General features: G+C 71.1%; 17 protein-coding genes and 1 pseudogene. 8 read left to right on the forward strand and 10 right to left on the reverse strand.

Going from position 1 to position 18770, the window contains the following annotated elements; genetic code table 11:
• Positions 1-129: 129 nt before the first annotated feature.
• The 4 genes and pseudogenes from ACFVT1_RS25935 to ACFVT1_RS25950 form a co-directional block, all read right to left on the reverse strand.
• Positions 130-969 (reverse strand): hypothetical protein, encoded by an 840-nt coding sequence (locus tag ACFVT1_RS25935; protein WP_389799588.1) that lies wholly within the window; start codon positions 967-969, stop codon positions 130-132.
• Positions 966-1700, reverse strand: coding sequence for a MerR family transcriptional regulator (locus ACFVT1_RS25940; RefSeq protein ID WP_389799590.1), 735 nt, complete (start codon positions 1698-1700; stop codon positions 966-968). The genes ACFVT1_RS25935 and ACFVT1_RS25940 overlap by 4 nt, the downstream gene beginning before the upstream one ends.
• A 54-nt stretch (positions 1701-1754) precedes the next feature.
• Positions 1755-1937 (reverse strand): annotated as a pseudogene (locus ACFVT1_RS25945) (Tn3 family transposase); the annotation flags it as partial.
• Between the two features lie 43 nt (positions 1938-1980).
• Positions 1981-2889 carry a LysR family transcriptional regulator gene (locus ACFVT1_RS25950; RefSeq protein ID WP_389799720.1) on the reverse strand — a complete coding sequence of 303 codons (909 nt, stop codon included), beginning with the start codon at positions 2887-2889 and terminating at the stop codon, positions 1981-1983.
• A gap of 127 nt (positions 2890-3016) precedes the next feature.
• Here ACFVT1_RS25950 and ACFVT1_RS25955 point away from each other — a divergent pair, with 127 nt between their 5' ends.
• The gene (locus ACFVT1_RS25955) at positions 3017-3988 is read left to right on the forward strand and encodes an EamA family transporter (RefSeq protein ID WP_389799593.1); all 972 of its coding nucleotides are present in this window, start codon (positions 3017-3019) and stop codon (positions 3986-3988) included.
• Positions 3989-4077: 89 nt separating this feature from the next.
• On the opposite strand, the gene ACFVT1_RS25960 is transcribed toward ACFVT1_RS25955, so the two are convergent.
• The 3 genes from ACFVT1_RS25960 to ACFVT1_RS25970 all read right to left on the reverse strand — a co-directional run bounded on the left by ACFVT1_RS25960 (position 4078) and on the right by ACFVT1_RS25970 (position 7323).
• Positions 4078-5010: a CPBP family intramembrane glutamic endopeptidase gene (locus ACFVT1_RS25960; RefSeq protein WP_389799595.1), complete on the reverse strand. Its 933-nt coding sequence runs from the start codon at positions 5008-5010 to the stop codon at positions 4078-4080.
• Positions 5011-5292: 282 nt separating this feature from the next.
• Positions 5293-6075, reverse strand: coding sequence for a sugar phosphate isomerase/epimerase family protein (locus tag ACFVT1_RS25965; RefSeq protein WP_389799598.1), 783 nt, complete (start codon positions 6073-6075; stop codon positions 5293-5295).
• 141 nt (positions 6076-6216) lie between these two features.
• The gene (locus tag ACFVT1_RS25970) at positions 6217-7323 is read right to left on the reverse strand and encodes a LacI family DNA-binding transcriptional regulator (protein WP_389799601.1); all 1107 of its coding nucleotides are present in this window, start codon (positions 7321-7323) and stop codon (positions 6217-6219) included.
• A gap of 109 nt (positions 7324-7432) precedes the next feature.
• On the opposite strand from ACFVT1_RS25970, the gene ACFVT1_RS25975 reads away from it, so the two are divergent.
• The 3 genes from ACFVT1_RS25975 to ACFVT1_RS25985 are packed head-to-tail and all read left to right on the forward strand — an operon-like array spanning position 7433 to position 10591.
• On the forward strand, positions 7433-8584 hold the full coding sequence (locus ACFVT1_RS25975) for a Gfo/Idh/MocA family protein (RefSeq protein ID WP_389799604.1): 1152 nt from the start codon (positions 7433-7435) through the stop codon (positions 8582-8584).
• 37 nt (positions 8585-8621) lie between these two features.
• The gene (locus tag ACFVT1_RS25980) at positions 8622-9767 is read left to right on the forward strand and encodes a dihydrodipicolinate synthase family protein (RefSeq protein ID WP_389799607.1); all 1146 of its coding nucleotides are present in this window, start codon (positions 8622-8624) and stop codon (positions 9765-9767) included.
• Positions 9764-10591, forward strand: coding sequence for a sugar phosphate isomerase/epimerase family protein (locus ACFVT1_RS25985; protein WP_389799610.1), 828 nt, complete (start codon positions 9764-9766; stop codon positions 10589-10591). The genes ACFVT1_RS25980 and ACFVT1_RS25985 overlap by 4 nt, the downstream gene beginning before the upstream one ends.
• Before the next feature lie 295 nt (positions 10592-10886).
• Here the strand turns inward: ACFVT1_RS25985 and ACFVT1_RS25990 are convergent, their stop codons facing one another.
• The 3 genes from ACFVT1_RS25990 to ACFVT1_RS26000 form a co-directional block, all read right to left on the reverse strand.
• Positions 10887-12389, reverse strand: coding sequence for a carotenoid oxygenase family protein (locus ACFVT1_RS25990; RefSeq protein ID WP_389799613.1), 1503 nt, complete (start codon positions 12387-12389; stop codon positions 10887-10889).
• Between the two features lie 388 nt (positions 12390-12777).
• Complete coding sequence (locus tag ACFVT1_RS25995; protein ID WP_389799615.1) at positions 12778-12984, reverse strand: DUF397 domain-containing protein; 207 nt, start codon at positions 12982-12984, stop codon at positions 12778-12780.
• Complete coding sequence (locus ACFVT1_RS26000) at positions 12971-13795, reverse strand: Scr1 family TA system antitoxin-like transcriptional regulator (protein WP_389799618.1); 825 nt, start codon at positions 13793-13795, stop codon at positions 12971-12973. Before ACFVT1_RS26000 ends, ACFVT1_RS25995 begins: the two co-directional genes overlap by 14 nt.
• Positions 13796-13934: 139 nt before the next feature.
• Here ACFVT1_RS26000 and ACFVT1_RS26005 point away from each other — a divergent pair, with 139 nt between their 5' ends.
• From ACFVT1_RS26005 to ACFVT1_RS26020, 4 genes are all read left to right on the forward strand, one after another.
• Positions 13935-14231: a hypothetical protein gene (locus ACFVT1_RS26005; RefSeq protein ID WP_389799621.1), complete on the forward strand. Its 297-nt coding sequence runs from the start codon at positions 13935-13937 to the stop codon at positions 14229-14231.
• On the forward strand, positions 14228-14554 hold the full coding sequence (locus tag ACFVT1_RS26010; RefSeq protein WP_389799623.1) for a hypothetical protein: 327 nt from the start codon (positions 14228-14230) through the stop codon (positions 14552-14554). The genes ACFVT1_RS26005 and ACFVT1_RS26010 overlap by 4 nt, the downstream gene beginning before the upstream one ends.
• Before the next feature lie 152 nt (positions 14555-14706).
• Complete coding sequence (locus tag ACFVT1_RS26015; protein ID WP_389799625.1) at positions 14707-17007, forward strand: ATP-dependent RecD-like DNA helicase; 2301 nt, start codon at positions 14707-14709, stop codon at positions 17005-17007.
• A gap of 129 nt (positions 17008-17136) precedes the next feature.
• Entirely contained in the window at positions 17137-18435 is a 1299-nt protein-coding gene (locus ACFVT1_RS26020; RefSeq protein ID WP_266361410.1) for a citrate synthase, read from the forward strand.
• Positions 18436-18770 lie beyond the last annotated feature (335 nt).

The raw sequence follows: 18770 nt of genomic DNA on the forward strand, positions 1-18770 counted from the left end.
GGGCCTGTCGCAGAACTCTCACAGATGTTCATTTGTGAGAATGCCGAGAAGTCGAACATGCAACCGGGCGGGTGCCCGATCGGAGCGCCTTGCCGGACGCCACGTCGCGGCGAGACCCAACCTGCGTGCTCAGGCGGGCTGACGGAGTGCGCTGACCAGTGCGCGCGGGTCGTCGGCGTGGAAGCGGATGGTGTGGGCCTTTTCCGTTGCGCCGAGCGGGCGGGTGAAGGGGAGTGGCCGGTTCAGCTCCAGGGTCACCGAGGTCTGACTGCCCACGATCAGGTCGAGGACCCCGTCCTCGGAGAGGGTGATCAGGCGGCCTTCGGGGTAGCGCCGGTCGACGCGGACCGAGGCGACCGCGTCCGGCGGTACGGCGAGGTCGAAGAGGGCTCCGTAGCGGATCCGCAGAGAGCCGTCGGGGCGCACGACGTGCGGACGGGTGACGCAGGCGGCGTGCAGGGCCAGCACGAGGACGACGCCGTACAGGTCGAGTACCAGGATCACCCGGTGGACCGCCGGCCAAGGGATGAGGAAGGCCAGGCCCGCCGTCTCGATGACCACGACGAAGAGCAGCCCGTACATCATCGCGGTCTGGGGCCCGGTGTACGCGGCAGCGAGGTCCCCGGGGCGCACCCCGTGCGTGCCGCGCCGGACCCACCGTCCCAGGGAGGCGAGGGCGCGCAGCTCGTGGAGGACCAGGCGGCGGACCGTCACCGGCACCGCCTCCTGTAGGGCAGCCCGCCGAGCCGCCCGGCGGTCTACGCCGCGGGCGCGCGCGGCGACGTACAGCGAGCGCAGCGCCCAGGTCTCCAGCAGCAGCACTGCGAGCACCAGCGCTTCGGCGCCCGCCAGCGCCCACCCGGGCGGCTGGACCCCAGCCACCAGGCAGGCCGCCAGGGCCAGTTCCCCCGGCAGCACGGCGGCTACCGCGACCCGTGCCGCCCGTACGCCCCTTGGCCGGCCGCTCATCTCCGGCCCCTTTCCATGAACGCGTCCATGAGCCGGCTCACGACTTCCGCCTGTGCGGGGGTGTACTCGGCGAGCAGTGCCTCCTTGAACCCGGTCACGACGACCCCGTCCTCGGGGATTGCGGTGAACAGCTCCGCGGGGACGGCTGCGATCAGGTCAGCTGCCAGGGGTGCGATGCGCGGATCGTCGGTGGGGGCTTCGGCGAGCGCGTCGAGGCGCTCATACAGTTCGACGACCGCGGGATCGGCGACCAGCGTTCCGAGCAGCGCGAGCATCTCTTGGTTACCGGTGCTGGTGGTGTCCAGCAGCGTGAGGTACTCGCGGTCCTTGGCCGCGCTCGGCGAGTCTGTTCGGGGGGCCTGTGCCAGCAGTGCGGCGAGGGCGGGTGAGACGGGCCCGGTCGCGCCGGGCGGCTCGGCGAGCAGGGCGCTGAGCCGGCAGCGGCGCTCCCGGATGTCGGCTTCCTGGCGGGCCAGGTCGGCGTCGAGTTCTTCCAATATCTCGGCCGGGTCGCGTCCGGCATCGTCGGCGAGTGTGTCGCGCACTTCATCGAGACTGAGGCCGAGTTCGGTGAGCCGGCGCACCCGGGCGAGCAGGACGGCATCGCGGATGCTGTAGGCCCGGTAGCCGTTGGGGCGCCGCTCCGGTTCCGGAAGCAGCCCGACATGGTGGTAGTGCCGGATCGCCCGGGGGGTGATCCCCACGAGCGCGGCGATCTCTCCAATTCGCATGCCGCCAGTAGAAACCCTGCCGTCGCGTCAAGGTCAAGCGGTGAAAGTATCGTCGGGCACCTGGCCCTGTGCCTCGATCAGCGCCGCGTTCGCCGCGGCGATGGTGTCGGCGCGCAGGTAGAACTGGTCGACGTGCACCAACCGGGCCCGGGTCAGCGCCTCGTGGCCGGGGTTGATGACCGGGGTCATGCCGATGTTGCACGCCTCCGAGACCAGGAGGGCCACCAGTCCGGGCGGGCGGGCGAACCCGGGACCCCGCCGGCCCGCTACGGGACGGCCCTTACCCCAGTCCCACCGCGGCCCCGCGCGCCTGGAGCGCCGACACCGCCGCCGTGATCGCGGGCCGCCGCGCCGCCCCGGTGCGCCACAGCGCGTACAGCCGGCGCACCGGTACCGGATCGAGCGGCACCGCCACCACCCCCGCGGGCAGCGGCCCCCGGCCCAGCCGGGGAATCATCGCGACCCCGAGTCCGGCGGCGAGCAGGGCCAGTTGGGTGTGGTTCTCCTCCGCCTGGTGCCGGATGTCGGGCTCGTAACCCGCCGCGCGCAGCGTCCGTACGAGCCAGTCGTGGCAGACCGTGCCCGGCGGCTGGCAGATCCACCGCTCCTCGGCCAGCTCCTCCCGCCGCACCGCGTCCCGCCCCGCGAGCCGGTGGCCCTCGGGCACCAGCAGATCGCACCGGTCGTCACCGATCACCGCCTGTGCCACGCCCTGGGGGGCGGGCAGCGGGGCGATGTCCCAGTCGTGCGCGACCGCCACATCGATCACGCCCTTGGCCACCAGGTCCACCGAGAGGTGCGGATCGACCTCGGTCATCCGCACCTCCAGAGCCGGGTGCTCCCGGTCCAGCTCGGCCAGCACACCGGGCAGCAGCCCGCGCGCCGCCGACGCGAACGCGCCGATCGAGAGCCGTCCCGTCGGCAGCCCCCGGCGCTCCTCCAGCGTGGTCTCCGCGCGCTCCACGATCGCCAGCAACTGCTGGGCTGTGGCGGCGAGATGGAGCGCCTCCTCGGTCAGCGCGACGCCGCGCCCCTGCCGCTCCAGCAGGGTCGTGCGGGTCTCCCGCTCCAGCTTGGTGATCTGCTGCGAGACCGCCGACGGGGTGTAGCCGAGCGCCGCGGCGGCGCCCGCCACGGAACCGTGGACGAAGACCGCGTGCAGGGCGCGCAGCCGGGACAGATCGAGCACCGGAACCTCCCGGAGGGCGAGGGGCCGATCCCGCACGGACCCCTCGGTGATTCGTTAGCGATGCTCAATTCCACCATGAAGAAAACCGTGCTGGTGCTACATGGTCGGGGCGGGTGATCCTCGGTGCATGCGTCCCCTCCACATCGCCCTGGCCGCGCTGGTCGCCGCCGTCTGGGGTGTCAATTTCGTCGTCATCGAGGTCGGTCTCGGGCACTTCCCGCCGCTCCTGTTCTCCGCCCTGCGCTTCCTGGTCGCCGCGTTGCCCGCGGTCTTCTTCGTCGGCCGGCCCAAGGTCGCCTGGAAGTGGATCGCGGGCGTCGGGCTGGTCCTCGGAGTGGCGAAGTTCGGGCTGCTCTTCATCGGCATGGACCGGGGCATGCCCGCCGGCCTCTCCTCCCTCGTGCTCCAGGTCCAGGCGGTCTTCACCGCCCTTTTCGCGGCCCTGGCGCTCGGTGAACGTCCGGGAAGGACACGGGTGTGGGGGATGGGTGTGGCGCTCGTGGGGATCGGGGTGGCCGCGATCGACGAGGGCGCGGGCGGACCGGTGCTCGCCTTCGTCCTGGTGCTGGTGGCCGCGGCCTGCTGGGGCGTGTCCAACGTGCTGACCCGCAAGGCATCCCCGCCCGACTCCCTCAACTTCATGGTCTGGGTGTCGACGGTGCCGGTGCTGCCACTGCTCGGCCTGTCCCTCCTCTTCGAGGGCTGGGACCGCGACGCCGACGCCCTTGCCGCCCTCGACTGGAGCGGCGTCGGCATTGTCGTCTACGTCGCCTGGATCACCACCGTCTTCGGCTTCGGCGCCTGGGGCTTCCTGCTGCGCCACCACCCGGCCTCCTCGGTGGCCCCGTTCACCCTGCTCGTCCCGGTCTTCGGGATGTCCTCGGCCGCGCTCCTGCTCGGCGAGTCGGTGAGCCCGCTGCGGTGGTGCGCGGCGGCGCTGCTGGTGGGCGGGGTGGCCCTCACCTCGCTCGCCGGGGCGCGCCGGTCCAGTGCGACGGCGATGCCGGGGCCGGACGCGGCGGTTGACGCGGATGCGGGCCCGAAGGCCGGCGCACCGGCGGCCGCGGGAGACCACGGGTCCGGTGCGGCCGGCCGGTGACAGGGGCAGGCGCGCCGCCGGACCTCGATCGGCATCCCCGGTCCGGGCCTTGGTGGCTCGGACCGTGGTCGGCCCCGCAGCACACGCACTCACGGTCTGCGGGCCGATGCGGGGTGAGGGACGGTCCGGGCCGCGTAGAAGGACGGCTGGAGTCGGCCGGTCAGCGCCAGGAAGGCGACGAACGCGCCTGTGGCGATCCAGCCGGGCCATCCGGCCATGCTCATGTGCAGGGGATCCAGCGCCGCCTTGGAATCGGCGAACTCCGTGACCATACCGACACTCACCGAACTCACGAACGCATGGCCGATGACGGCGGGTACGACCGAGTCGGAGCGCAGCCGCAGCCAGGTGAAGACGGGCAGGATGAGGAGGCAGCTCACCAGCATGGCGGGGACCGACACATACCAGGGCCGCCCCGGGTACTGGCCGCCCATCAGCAGCGTGGGCAGGTGCCACAGGGCGAAGGCCGCGCCGGTGATCGCGTACGCCCGTATCAGGCTCCGGCGGTCACCGTCCTGTGCGAGGCGCGGGAAAAGGTAGCCCTGCCAGCCCAGTTCCTCGCCGAAGAACAGCGGAAGCGACACCAGCATGTTCAGCACCGCTGCGGCCGCCCACGCGCCGAGCCCGGTCCAGTGCACTCCACCGAACGGGTAGCGGCCGGCGACGGTGCTGATGACAAGAGCAGCCGTGGTGAGGCTGGCGGGGACGACGAAAGCCATCAGGCACGCCCGTGCGGCACGCCCCCAGGGCTTCGTCCAGCGCAGGGCGAGCGTGTCCCGCACCCGGCCGCTGCGCTCGACCCAGCGGACGACGAGGATTGCGGCGAGGGCAGGCGCCAACATCGCGGCCGCGATGCACACCTGTTCCAGTGCACCGGTCTCCTCGCGTGCGTCACCGCGCTGGTAACCGCTGGCCAGGAGTGGCGACATGGCCGCCCACATGCCGATGTATGCGACACCGAGGAAGATGAACAGCCCACGTCGCCGGTTGACGAGCGGTAAGTGCCTGGTTGAAAGCGTCATGACGTGAAACCTACGGATCCGCGCAGCAGCGAGGAATCGAGCCAGAGCGCGTATCGGTGGTGGAGCTGACTCCCCTTCCTGCCTGGAGCGCGCTCCACCCGTCGAAGACGGTCAGCGGCTGACTCCGAGGTCCGTCGGGGCCGGCAGAGCGCGCAGGAAGCGGGTGGCACGAGCGGGGGCGCCGTCCGTACGAACCTGCTGCGCCCCGGTGTTGGGGCGGGGGACGGGGTGGAGGAGGCCGCCGGGCGCGCGAGTGCCGTCGGCCCGTCGGGTGACCTTCCGTCAGGCGGCGGCCAGCCGCAGCAGGTGCTCCCGCCCGGCGGTCAGCAGACCCGGCAGTTCCGCCGCGGCCGGGTGCCAGCGCTTCTCGTACTCCCAGCAGACCCAGCCGTCCGGGTCCAGTGTGTCCAGACAGGCCCCCAGCGGGAGCACCCCGGCGCCCAGCGCCAGGGGTTCGGTCTCCTGTGCCGACGCGATGTCCTTCACCTGCACGTAGCCCAGGTGCGGGGCCAGCACCGCATGGCTCGCGGCCGGATCCTCGCCCGCCAGCCAGGTGTGCATGATGTCCCACAGCGCACCGATCTGCGTGTGCCCCACCGTCCCGACGACCCGGGCCACGTCGGCGCCCGCCCGGTGCGAGTCATGCGTTTCGAGCAGGATGCGTACGCCCAGACCGGCGGCGTGCGCAGCGGCGGCGGCCAGTCGGCGGGCGGCGGTCGCGTCGGCCGCGGCGGGGTCCTGGCCACCGCCGCCGGGGAAGACCCGGACGTGCTGCGCGCCCAGGCCGTGAGCCAGCTCCACCAGCCCGGCGAGCTCGTCCAGCACCGGCTTGTCGTCGCCCGCGGCGGCGGCCCGGACGTACCCGGCGACGGCCAGGATCTCGACGCCGCCGTTCTTGAACTCCTCGACGACACCGGCCCGTTCGGGCGCCGAAAGGCCCGGGTGCACCGGCTCCTCGGGGTGGGCGCGCAGCTCCACCCCCTGATAGCCGTGTCCGGCGGCGAGCCGGACGACATCGGCGATCGGCATGCCCGGTACTCCGAGGGTCGAGAAAGCGAGCTTCACGTGCGTGTTCCTTCCGTCGGATCCACCGGCCGCCGCGCGTCGGGCCGGGCTCGGCAGGGCTCCCGGAGCAGCTGCTCCAGGTTACCCAGCAGCCTCGGCGCGTCCGCCCGCCGCCGAGGGCCCGTCCGCGAGGCCGCGCGTTCACGGCCTCCGCGGCGGCGCCGTCGACCCCCGGACCATCAGCTCGGCCGCGATCGTCGCGATGCCTCCCGGCGGCGGGGCCTCCTTGCCCATCGCCAGCCGCCCGGCCCGCGCGCCCGCCTCGAAGAGCGGCAGCCGTACGGTCGTCAGCGCCGGGACCGCGTCCACCGAGAACGGCAGATCGTCGAAGCCCGCCACCGAGACGTCGTCGGGGATGCGCAGACCATGGTCCCGGACCGCCGCGCCCGCCCCCAGGGCCACGGTGTCGTTGGCGGCGACGATCGCCGTCACCTCCGGTTCGCGGCGCAGGAGTTCGAGGGTGGCGTCGTAGCCGGAGCGGCGGTCGTAGGGGCCGTGGACGGTGAGGCGCTCCTCGTCGTACGCGTCCGCCGCGCGCCCCTTCGCGCCCTTCCCGTCGCCGACGAGCCCCGCCGCCCTCATCGCGTCCCGGTGGCCTTCGAGCCGGTGGCGGGTCGTCGTCCGCTCCAACGGGCCCGCGACGTAGCCGATCCGCCGGTGGCCGAGCGAGAGCAGATGCTCGGTGAGACGGCGCCCGCCGCCCCGGTTGTCGAAGGCGAGCGCGGCCACGACGGCCTCGCTGTCCGGCAGCGGGGGCCGCCCGCACAGCACCACCCGGGTGCCCGCGTCCGCGAGTTTCGCCAGCTTGGCGGAGATCGCCGCCTGGTGCGCCGGGTCCTCCACCGCACCGCCGGTGAGGACGACGGCGGCGGCGCGCTGGCGCTGGAGGAGGGTGAGGTAGGTCAGTTCGCGCTCGGGGGAGCCGCCGGTGTTGCAGATGACGGCGAGCTTCTCGCCGCCGGCCCGCCCGGAGCCGTCACCCGGACCGCCGATCTCGGTCTGCGCCGCGCCCGCCATGATCCCGAAGAACGGGTCGGCGATGTCGTTGACCAGGATGCCGACCAGGTCGGAGGTGGCGGCGGCGAGCGAGCTGGCCGGCCCGTTCAGCACGTAGTCGAGATCGTCCACCGCACGCAGCACCCGCTCCCGGGTGGACGCGGCCACCGGGTAGTTGCCGTTCAGCACGCGGGACACGGTGGCCGCGGACACCCGGGCGCGGGCCGCCACATCCGCCAGGGTGACCGTCATCGCTTCCTCCGAGGGTTTTTGGGCCGGCCCCTCTTGTCCGGGCCGCTGTCGGCAGGCTAGCGTCATACGAGATAGAAAGCGCTTGCTACGGCTGTATGGAGGGAACTTCGTGACACGCAGGACAGTGCGCATCGCCATGAACGGCGTCACGGGTCGCATGGGATACCGGCAGCACCTGGTGCGCTCGATCCTCGCGATCCGCGAGCAGGGCGGCCTCGAACTCGGCGACGGCGACGTGCTGTGGCCCGAGCCGGTCCTGGTCGGCCGCCGCGCCCACGCTCTGGAGGAGCTCGCCGCGCGGCACGGTCTGACCGAGTGGTCGACCGACCTCGACGCGGTCCTCGCGGACGACACCGTGGACATCTACTTCGACGCCCAGGTCACCTCGGCCCGCGTCGAGGCGATCAAGAAGGCGATCGCCGCGGGCAAGCACATCTACACCGAGAAGCCCACCGCCACGGACGTCGACGGCGCCCTGGAACTGGCCCGTCTGGCCCGCGACGCCGGGATCAAGCACGGCGTCGTCCAGGACAAGATCTTCCTGCCGGGCCTGCTGAAGCTGAAGCGCCTCATCGACGGCGGCTTCTTCGGCGAGATCCTCTCCGTACGCGGAGAGTTCGGCTACTGGGTCTTCGAAGGGGACTGGCAGGAGGCCCAGCGCCCGTCCTGGAACTACCGCGCCGAGGACGGCGGCGGCATCGTCGTCGACATGTTCCCGCACTGGGAGTACGTGCTCCACGAGCTGTTCGGCCGGGTCTCCACCGTCCAGGCGCACGTCCAGACGCACGTCCCGCAGCGCTGGGACGAGCAGGGGAAGCCGTACGCCGCCACCGCCGACGACGCCGCGTACGGCATCTTCCAGCTGGAGAGCGGCGCCGTCGCGCAGATCAACTCCTCCTGGACGGTTCGCGTCAACCGCGACGAGCTCGTCGAGTTCCAGGTCGACGGCACGCACGGCTCCGCCGTCGCCGGCCTGCGCAACTGCCGCGTCCAGCACCGCTCGGCCACCCCCAAGCCGGTCTGGAACCCGGACCTCCCGGTCACCGAGTCCTTCCGCGACCAGTGGCAGGAAGTCCCCGACAACGCCGTCTTCGACAACGGCTTCAAGGCCCAGTGGGAGCTCTTCCTGCGCCACATCGTGCTCGACGAGCCGTACACCTGGGACCTGATGGCCGGTGCCCGCGGTGTCCAGCTCGCCGAACTGGGCCTGAAGTCCTCCGCCGAGGGCCGCCGCTTCGACGTACCGGAGCTGACGCTGTGACGATCCGCCTCGCCCACGGCGCAACGGAGCTGATCCCGTGACCATCCACCTCCCGCAGGGGTCGTACGAACCCCGCACCACCCCGCTCGACCTCGCCCCCGGCGGGGCGCCGCTCGCCTCCCGTACGGTCTTCTCGGCCGCCCATGTCGTCGCCGACCCGTACGCCGACATCGGCCCCGACGACCCCGCGGCCGTCGACTGGGACGCCACCCTCGCCTTCCGCCGCCACCTCTGGTCGCACGGTCTCGGCGTCGCCGAGGCCATGGACACCGCCCAGCGCGGCATGGGCCTGGACTGGGCCGGCGCGGCCGAACTCATCCGCCGCTCCGCCGCCGAGGCCAAGGCGGTCGGCGGCCGGATCGCGTGCGGCGTCGGCACCGACCAGCTGCCCTCGGGACCCGCCACGCTCGCGGAGGTGCGGGCGGCGTACGAGGAGCAGCTCGCTCTCGTCGAGGAGAGCGGCGCCCAGGCCATCCTGATGGCCTCCCGCGCGCTCGCCGCGGCGGCAAAGGGGCCGGAGGACTACCTGGAGACGTACGCGCACCTGCTGCGCCAGGCGTCCGAACCGGTCGTCCTGCACTGGCTCGGCCCGATGTTCGACCCCGCGCTGGAGGGCTACTGGGGCTCCTCGGACCTGGACGCCGCCACCGACACCTTCCTGAAGGTCATCGCCGAGCACCCGGACAAGGTCGACGGCATCAAGATCTCGCTCCTGGACGCCGAGCGCGAGATCGACGTGCGCCGCCGCCTGCCCGGCGGGGTCCGCTGCTACACCGGCGACGACTTCAACTACCCGGAGCTGATCGCGGGCGACGACCACGGCTTCAGCCACGCCCTGCTCGGCATCTTCGACCCACTGGGCCCGCTGGCCGCGCACGCGGTGCGCGTCCTGGACACCGGGGACGTCCAGGGCTTCCGCGATCTCCTCGACCCGACGGTCGAGCTGTCCCGGCACCTCTTCCGGACCCCCACCCGCTTCTACAAGACGGGCGTGGTCTTCCTCGCCTGGCTGGCCGGCCACCAGGACCACTTCACCATGGTCGGCGGACTCCAGTCCGCCCGCTCGCTGCCGCACCTGGCGAAGGCGTACGAACTCGCCGACCGGCTGGGCCTGTTCCCCGACCCGGAGCTGGCCGAGTCCCGGATGCGCGCCCTGCTCGCGGTCCACGGAGGCACCCGATGAGCGACGGCCGTCTCTCCATCAACCAGGAGACCATCAAGCAGTGGTCGCTGCCCGAGCTGACCGAGGGCTGCGTCGAGGCGGGCATCGACAAGGTCGGCCTGTGGCGGGCCCCCGTCCAGGAGTACGGCGTCGAGCGCACGGCCCGGCTCCTCGCCGACTCCGGCATCTCCGTCACCAGCCTCTGCCGGGGCGGCTTCTTCACCGCCCTCGACCCGGCGGAGCGGGCCCGCGCCCTGGACGACAACCGCGCCGCGATCGACGAGGCGGCGGCCCTGTCCACCGACACGCTGGTCCTCGTCTCCGGCGGCCTCCCGGCGGGCAGCAAGGACCTGCACGGCGCCCGCGAACGCATCGCGGACGCCCTGGGCCGGCTCGCCCCGTACGCGGCCGAACGCGGTGTACGCCTCGCGATCGAACCGCTGCACCCGATGTTCGCCTCGGACCGCTGCGTCGTCTCCACGCTCTCCCAGGCCCTGGACATCGCGGAACGCTTCCCCGCCGACCAGGTCGGGGTGGTCGTCGACACCTACCACATCTGGTGGGACGACCAGGCGCCCGCACAGATCGCCCGCGCGGGTGCGGGAGGCCGCATCCATTCGTTCCAACTGGCCGACTGGATCACCCCGCTCCCGGCGGGCGTCCTGGTCGGCCGGGGCCAACTGGGCGACGGCGCCGTGGACTTCCGCGCGTTCCGCACGCTGGTCGAGGCCACCGGCTTCGACGGCCCCGTCGAGGTGGAGATCTTCAACGAGGACCTCTGGGCTCGGGACGGCGCGGAGGTCCTCGCGGAGGTCGCCTCCCGCTACGCCGAACACGCCTGCTGACGACGCTTCTTGCCTCCACGGTAAAGAGATCGTCAAGCAGTGCAACCGTTCGGCACCAGGCCGAGTCGTATCTGTCGTCGGGCGCTTCCGGGGAGGGATCCGGGGGGATCGGGAAGCCCTGACGGAGGGGGAATACGAGGGGGGTCCGGTCTTCTGACCGGGCCCCGTTTCGTCTTCCGGCGCGGATGTGCCGATGCGTACGCACACACCCCCGCACGCATCGCGGCGCGCCGCCGAAGCACGCGGGGGCGTGTGACGAGTCGAAGGCGTCCGCCCTCACGCACCGGTCGGCGCGTCAGGCGTCCGGAATCCAGCTCCCGTGGAAGCCCAGCGGCACCCGTCCGGGCAGATGGATCCGGGCCACCGGCTCAGCCGTGAAGTCCTGGGCCGCGAGGATCACCAGGTCCGACGCCCCGCGGTCGGGATTGTGCACGTAACTGAGCGCGTACCCGTCGTCCTCGGCCGCCTTCGGACCGGCCGCGTCGGACGGAACGAACACGGCCTCGCTCGCCGCGGCGTCCCGGGGCAGCCGGTGGACCTGCGTCGTGCCGCGCAGCAGGTCGTGCTTGATGAGCGCGCTGCCGAACGCCCGGTCGGGCGGGTTGCCGTCGGCCGTCAGATAGGCCAGCGTCATCTCCCCGGCCGCCGCCGTGTAGCCGTAGCGGTGGCGGCGGGACACCAACGCCTCGTTGACGCGGGGGAATTCCTGCGGCCGGTCGTCGATGGTCCTCGTCCGCACCCGGCCGTGACGGAGATCCACCGTCCAGCGTTCGAGTCTGGCGGTGCCCACCCCGTGCGGCCCGTCCGAGCCGCGGCCGGCGACGAAGAAGGGCGCCGGGAAGGTCGTCAGGTCGATGACGATGTCCGACCCCTCCTCGTACGCGTTGAGGGTGTGCGAGTAGTAGACCGGGTCCACCTCGAACCAGCGCACCGTACCGCCTGCTCGCGGCAGGACGCCGACGCGTGCCGGGTGCTTCCTGTTCCAGACGTACGGCACCGGGTCGCCGCGCTCGGCGCCCGCCGGGTCGAAGGTGACCGGCATGTCGAGGACCACCACATGCTTCTCGGTGAGCGCGAAGTCGTGGATCATCGGCGCGTCCGCCACCGGGATGCGCGTGGTGCGCGAGACCCGGCCCGTCGGGTCCACGACCAGGTGCCGCACGTGGTCCCAGGTCGGGTAGTAGGCGATCGCGTGCAGTTCGCCGGCGTGCGCGTCGTACTTGGTGTGGGCGGTGAACGCGCCTTCGAGGGTGCCCCGGAAGTCGTGGTTGCCCACGGTGTTCAGCTCGTCGTCGAGCTCGTACGGCAGCGGACCGCCCTCCTGGAGCGCGAGGATCCGCCCCTGGTAGGGAATCACATGGGTGTTGCAGGCGAAGTCGTCCGGCGGCACGGGCCCCGGACGGGGCTCGCCGAGCTTCTCCGCCACCTGGGAGGAGCGCACCCACCGGTTGCGGTACCACTCGGCGCGGCCGTCGCGGAGCCGTACACCGTGCACCATGCCGTCGCCGAGCATCCAGTGGTGGGCGCGCGGGTCCTCAAGGCCCAGGACGTTGGGACCGTTGCGCAGGTAGCGCCCGTTCAACTCGCGCGGAATGCGCCCGGTGACCGGCAGATCGAAGGCCGTCAGCTCCTCCGTGACGGGCTTGAACGCCCCCTCCAGAAAGGGGAAGCGCCGCGCTGTCGCCTCCGTAGGTGCCGCGACCGCCGCCGCCGGGCCCCCTGCGGTGCCGGCCAGCCCGCCCGCGGCTGCGACCGCCGCCGCCCCGCGCAGCACAGTGCGTCGTGTGTGTTTCGCCATGTCCCGTACTCCTGACCGAAGTTGTTGTGAGGAACAGTCAGAGTCTGCGGCGGGCAGCGGGCCGGGGCAGGAGGGCTGGACACCGTCCTGGGGTGTCGCCAGACACCCTGTTTCCGGGGCGCTCCTGTGTGGAGACGGACGTCAGGGCCGGGGAACTGGTGAAGACGTCCTTGGTCCCGGCGTCGGACGGAAAACGAACGTGCCCTCCGTCCGCGTCGACCCGGCATGGCCGACAGCGGGTCGGAGGGCATGGTGTGGTGGACCGGCCCGTGACGGCACGGGCGGGAGCCGTGGCGCCCGATGAGGGCATACGTGGCGCACGCGGTGACGGCTCCTGACGCGAAGCGCGCCGGAGGCGGCACACCGACGAGGGCCGGGTCGCCCGGCGTCAGGCGGTGATGCAGCCGTCCTTGACCGCCGCGACGAACGACGACCAGCCGTCGGCGGAGAAGACGAGCGCCGGGCCGCTCGGGGCCTTGCTGTCGCGGACGGGGACGGTGGGGTAGCCACGAGCGACTTCAAGGCATTCGCCTTGGTTGGCGCCGCTGTAACTGGACTTGTACCAGCCGGTGAAGGCGTGCTCAGCACTGTGCATGTTCGTGTTCCTCCGCGATGGCCCTGACCAGTGCCACTGAATCCAGATGCGAGACCGCATCACCCAGGGCGAGAGCGTAGTCCGTGTGGCAGGCTTCAACCAGCGCCGGGTCATCGAGCAGATTGCCCGTGTAGAGACCTTCGACGTAGGCAACCGGCGCGGCGTTCTTGAAGTTCAGCAGGTAGAGCATGCCTTCCAGCAGTGCGTGCGCGCCGATCTCGAAGGTCAATACGTGCAGGCGAAGGCGGCCGTTCTCGGCCATGTCCGCGATCTTGCGCAGTTGTTCCGCCATCACATGCGGTCCGCCGATGCGACGCCTGAGCACCGCCTCGTCGAGCAAGGTCCATGCGACGGGACCAGATGACATCTGGAGCAGCTTTCCCCGCTCCATGCGATTCGTCACTGCTTTGTCGAGGTCGTCTTGAGTGAAGTTCGTTCGTGCTGACCGGAATACGGCACGGGCGTACGCATGGGTCTGGAGCAGCCCAGGAATGAGCTGGGCCCCGAACTGCCGGATCTCCGACGCTTCCCGCTCCAGCTCGGCCACCGCAGCGAAGTAGTCGGCGTACTTCGACTCCAGATCCTCCAGCCACCTGACAAAGAACCCGTCAGATTTCAGCGCCAGGTCGATCCTTCGCGCGTCATCCGGCGTCGGCAGCCGCCGCCCCGCCTCGTAATGGCTGATCAGCGTCGGCGAGCACACGACCTGATCGCCCAGGGCCTCCTGGGTCAGCCCCGCCGCCGTCCGTCGCAGCTTCAGCTCCTGTCCGTACTTCTCCCTCGGCGTACGTGGCTTCCGGATCTTCGCCATCCGGCCCCAACTCCCTCGTCTGACCAGCGGGCTGTCAAGCCCGAACCCCTGGCAGCGTAGCCACGCGCGACCTCACTCTGTGATGAGTTCGCCACAGAACGCATCCGTTCGTGGGCATCCAGAAAGAGAGCACGCCGACATGAAAGACCTCGTCCGCCGGTTCACGGAGTCGCTGCTGCGGCTGGTGCGTCCGGCCCCGGCCACCGTCCATCCGTACTCGTGCGTATACGTGGCCGGGCCCACCGTCCGTCGTACCGGTGAGCGGCCGCCGCGCGGGGAGGACGGCCCGCTGGTCCGCCCGTATCTCGAAGCGCACGAGCGGCAGGTGGCCGAGGCGCGGCGTCGGCGGCGCACGCTGTGGCTCGCCGTGCACGGCGTGCACGGAGTGGACATCGAGTTCCGTCACGTGCGCCGGGCGGGGAGGGCGGTCGTGTGACCGGGGGGACGGATGAGCCCGGCACCGTACGGCTGCTGCCCTGGACGGGAGCGGACGGCAAGCCCTGCTATGTCATCGGGGACGGCTCCGGCTATGTGTCGCGGGCCGCGGACGACATCGAGAGCGTTCAGCTCGGGATGGCGGGCGACCTGCTCGGGCATGCCGCCGACCTCCTGGCGGACCGGCGCGTGACCGGCAGCGAACTGCACTTCCTCGCCTCCCGGTTGACGGAGTCCTTGCGCGATGTGAAACGGGTCGCGGAGAGCAGAGGGGCGCGACTGCCGCAAGCGCCGGGACAAGGAGCAGCGCCCGGCGATCCGTGACAGTGGCCGCGCGCACCTGAGCGGGCCAGGAAGAACCATGCCCTGTTTCTGCGGGGCCACCGCGAAGGGCGTGGCGCCGGGCCGCCGTCCTGGCCACCGGGGAAGGGCCGCCTGCCTTCCGGGCTGTCAGTGCGAGGTATTAGCGTCGAGGCATGTCCAACATGGCCGTCCTCGAAGGTGTGCTTGAGCGCATCACGTACGCCAACGAGGAGAACGGGTACACGGTCGCGCGCGTCGACACCGGGCGCGGGGCGAACGATCTGCTGACCGTGGTCGGCTCGCTGCTCGGTGCCCAGGTCGGTGAGTCCCTGCGGATGGAGGGGCGCTGGAGCTCGCACTCCCAGTACGGCAAGCAGTTCACGGTGGAGAACTACACGACCGTGCTGCCCGCCACCATCCAGGGCATCCGCCGCTATCTCGGCTCCGGGCTGATCAAGGGCATCGGGCCGGTGATGGCGGACCGGATCACCACCCACTTCGGGGTCGACACCCTCGACATCATCGAGCAGGAGCCGAAGCGGCTGGTCGAGGTGCCGGGGCTCGGGCCGAAGCGGACGAAGATGATCGCCGCCGCCTGGGAGGAGCAGAAGGCGATCAAGGAGGTGATGGTCTTCCTCCAGGGGGTCGGGGTCTCCACCTCCATCGCCGTCCGTATCTACAAGAAGTACGAGGACGCCTCGATCTCCGTCGTGAAGAACCAGCCCTACCGGCTGGCCGCCGACGTCTGGGGCATCGGCTTCCTGACCGCCGACAAGATCGCCCAGGCCGTCGGCATCCCGCACGACAGCCCGGAGCGGGTCAAGGCCGGGTTGCAGTACGCGCTGTCGCAATCCACCGACCAGGGGCACTGCTTCCTCCCCGAGGAGCGGCTGATCGCGGACGGGGTAAAGCTGCTCCAGGTCGATACGGGGCTCGTGATCGAGTGCCTCGCCGAACTGGCCGCGGACCCGGAGGGCGTCGTACGGGAGAAGGTGCCGTCGCCCGAGGGCGGCGAGCCGGTCACGGCCATCTATCTCGTGCCGTTCCACCGCGCCGAGGTCGCGCTCGCCGCGCAGGTGCAGCGGCTGCTGCGGACGCCCGAGGACCGGATGCCGGCCTTCCAGGACGTCGACTGGGACAAGGCGTTGACCTGGCTCGCGGGCCGGACGGGGGCGACGCTGGCGCCGGAACAGGAGGCCGCCGTCCGGCTCGCGCTCAGCCGCAAGGTCGCCGTCCTGACCGGGGGGCCCGGCTGCGGCAAGTCGTTCACCGTGCGCTCCGTGGTCGAACTCGCCCGCGCCAAACGCGCCAAGGTGGTGCTGGCCGCGCCCACCGGGCGGGCGGCCAAGCGGCTCTCCGAGCTGACCGGCGCCGAGGCGTCCACCGTGCACCGGCTGCTCGAACTGAAGCCGGGCGGGGACGCGGCCTACGACCGGGACCGGCCGCTGGACGCCGATCTGGTCGTCGTCGACGAGGCGTCGATGCTCGATCTGCTGCTCGCCAACAAGCTGTTCAAGGCCGTGGCACCCGGTGCCCACCTGCTGCTCGTCGGGGACGTCGACCAGCTGCCGTCGGTCGGCGCGGGGGAGGTGCTGCGCGATCTGCTGGCCGAGGGCGGACCCGTTCCGGCGGTCCGGCTGACGACGATCTTCCGGCAGGCCCAGAAGTCCGGCGTCGTCACCAACGCGCACCGCATCAACACCGGGACGCCGCCCCTCACTCAGGGCCTGGACGACTTCTTCCTCTTCGTCGAGGACGAGACGGAGGAGGCGGGCGTTCTCGCGGTGGACGTCGCCGCCCGTCGCATCCCGGCCAAGTTCGGCCTCGATCCGAGGCGCGACGTACAGGTCCTCGCCCCCATGCACCGCGGCCCGGCCGGCGCGGGCACGCTCAACGGGCTGCTCCAGCAGGCCATCACCCCGGGCCGCCCGGACCTCCCCGAGAAGCGGTTCGGCGGCCGTGTGTTCCGGGTCGGCGACAAGGTCACCCAGATCCGCAACAACTACGACAAGGGGGAGAACGGCGTCTTCAACGGCACGGTCGGCGTCGTCACCGCCCTCGATCTGGACGAACAGCGGCTGACCGTCCTCACCGACGAGGAGGAGGAGATCGGTTACGACTTCGACGAGCTGGACGAGCTGGCCCACGCGTACGCCATGACGATCCACCGCTCCCAGGGCAGCGAGTACCCGGCCGTGGTCATCCCCGTCACCAAGAGCGCCTGGATGATGCTCCAGCGGAACCTCCTGTACACCGCCGTGACCAGGGCCAAGAAGCTCGTCGTGCTGGTCGGGTCGCGGCAGGCGATCGGCCAGGCCGTCCGCACGGTTTCCGCGGGCAGGCGCTGTACGGCGTTGGATTACCGGCTGGCGGGGGGCTCGGGAGGAGGATCCACCGAAAAAATGATCGATCAAATCGGTGGGAAACATCACGGAGGTCTTCCGGAACCAGTGTCAAGGGGGCAGGATGAGTAAACTCGCGGCACTCAGTGCCGCGAGTAGGTCCAATGGACGACCCCGAGTGCACTCTCCTGAGCCAAATGGGGGAGGGTGGAGACAATCAGGGAACCTCGAAGAAGAGGCACTACGTCGGTGAGGGATGACGTGAGCGAGCACACCAACAACGCTGTAGTACTGCGGTACGGCGATGGCGAGTACACCTACCCGGTGATCGACAGCACCGTCGGCGACAAGGGCTTCGACATCGGGAAGCTCCGGGCCAATACGGGCCTGGTCACGCTGGACAGCGGGTACGGCAACACCGCGGCGTATAAATCCGCCATCACCTACCTCGACGGTGAGCAGGGCATTCTGCGCTACCGCGGCTACCCGATCGAGCAGCTCGCCGAGCGCTCGACGTTCCTTGAGGTCGCGTACACGCTCATCAACGGTGAGCTTCCCAAGGTCGACGAGCTGTCGACCTTCAAGAACGAGATCACCCAGCACACGCTGCTGCACGAGGACGTCAAGCGGTTCTTCGACGGCTTCCCGCGCGACGCCCACCCGATGGCCATGCTGTCCTCGGTCGTCAGCGCGCTGTCCACGTTCTACCAGGACAGCCACAACCCGTTCGACGAGGAGCAGCGCCACCTCTCGACGATCCGGCTGCTCGCCAAGCTGCCCACGATCGCGGCGTACGCGTACAAGAAGTCGATCGGCCACCCCTTCGTCTACCCGCGCAACGACCTCGGGTACGTCGAGAACTTCCTGCGCATGACCTTCTCGGTCCCCGCTCAGGAGTACGACCTGGACCCGGTCGTCGTCTCCGCGCTCGACAAGCTGCTCATCCTGCACGCGGACCACGAGCAGAACTGTTCGACCTCCACCGTGCGTCTGGTCGGCTCCTCGCAGGCGAACATGTTCGCCTCGATCTCCGCCGGTATCTCGGCGCTGTGGGGCCCGCTGCACGGTGGCGCCAACCAGTCGGTGCTGGAGATGCTCGAAGGCATCCAGGCCAACGGCGGCGATGTCGACTCCTTCATCCGCAAGGTGAAGAACAAGGAGGACGGCGTCCGGCTGATGGGCTTCGGCCACCGCGTCTACAAGTCCTTCGACCCGCGCGCCAAGATCATCAAGGCCGCGGCGCACGACGTGCTGTCCGCGCTCGGCAAGTCCGACGAGCTGCTCGACATCGCGCTGAAGCTGGAGGAGCACGCGCTCTCCGACGAGTACTTCGTCTCGCGCAACCTCTACCCCAACGTGGACTTCTACACCGGGCTCATCTACCGGGCCATGGGCTTCCCGACCGAGATGTTCACCGTGCTCTTCGCGCTCGGCCGGCTCCCCGGCTGGATCGCCCAGTGGCACGAGATGATCAAGGAGCCGGGTTCCCGCATCGGCCGCCCGCGCCAGATCTACACCGGCGAGGTCCTGCGCGACTTCGTCCCGGTCGAGGGCCGCTGAGTCCCGCACCACCCCCCCCGCATCACCCCGGCCGCCGAGGCCGGTCGTCTTCGCCCCGTGTACCGCGCTTTCGCACAGAGCGCGGTGTCCGGGGCGATTTGCTTGCCCGGCGAGGCCCGGCGAGGCCCGGCGAGGCCCGGCGAGGCCCGGCGAGGCCCGGCGCGGCCTGGTGGGTCCGGCGTGGCTCGGGCGGTCCGTCGGGCCGGGCAGCGAGAAGCGCCCCGCCATCGATCCCCCCACGGGCCGACAGCGAGGCGCTTCCCATATCCCGGAGCGGATTCCCCCCACGGGATCCGGCCGGGCGTCTGTGGGAGCCGAAGCTCCTGAGCGTTCCC

This window comes from Streptomyces sp. NPDC057963 (assembly GCF_042887155.1).
Classification (GTDB): domain Bacteria; phylum Actinomycetota; class Actinomycetes; order Streptomycetales; family Streptomycetaceae; genus Streptomyces.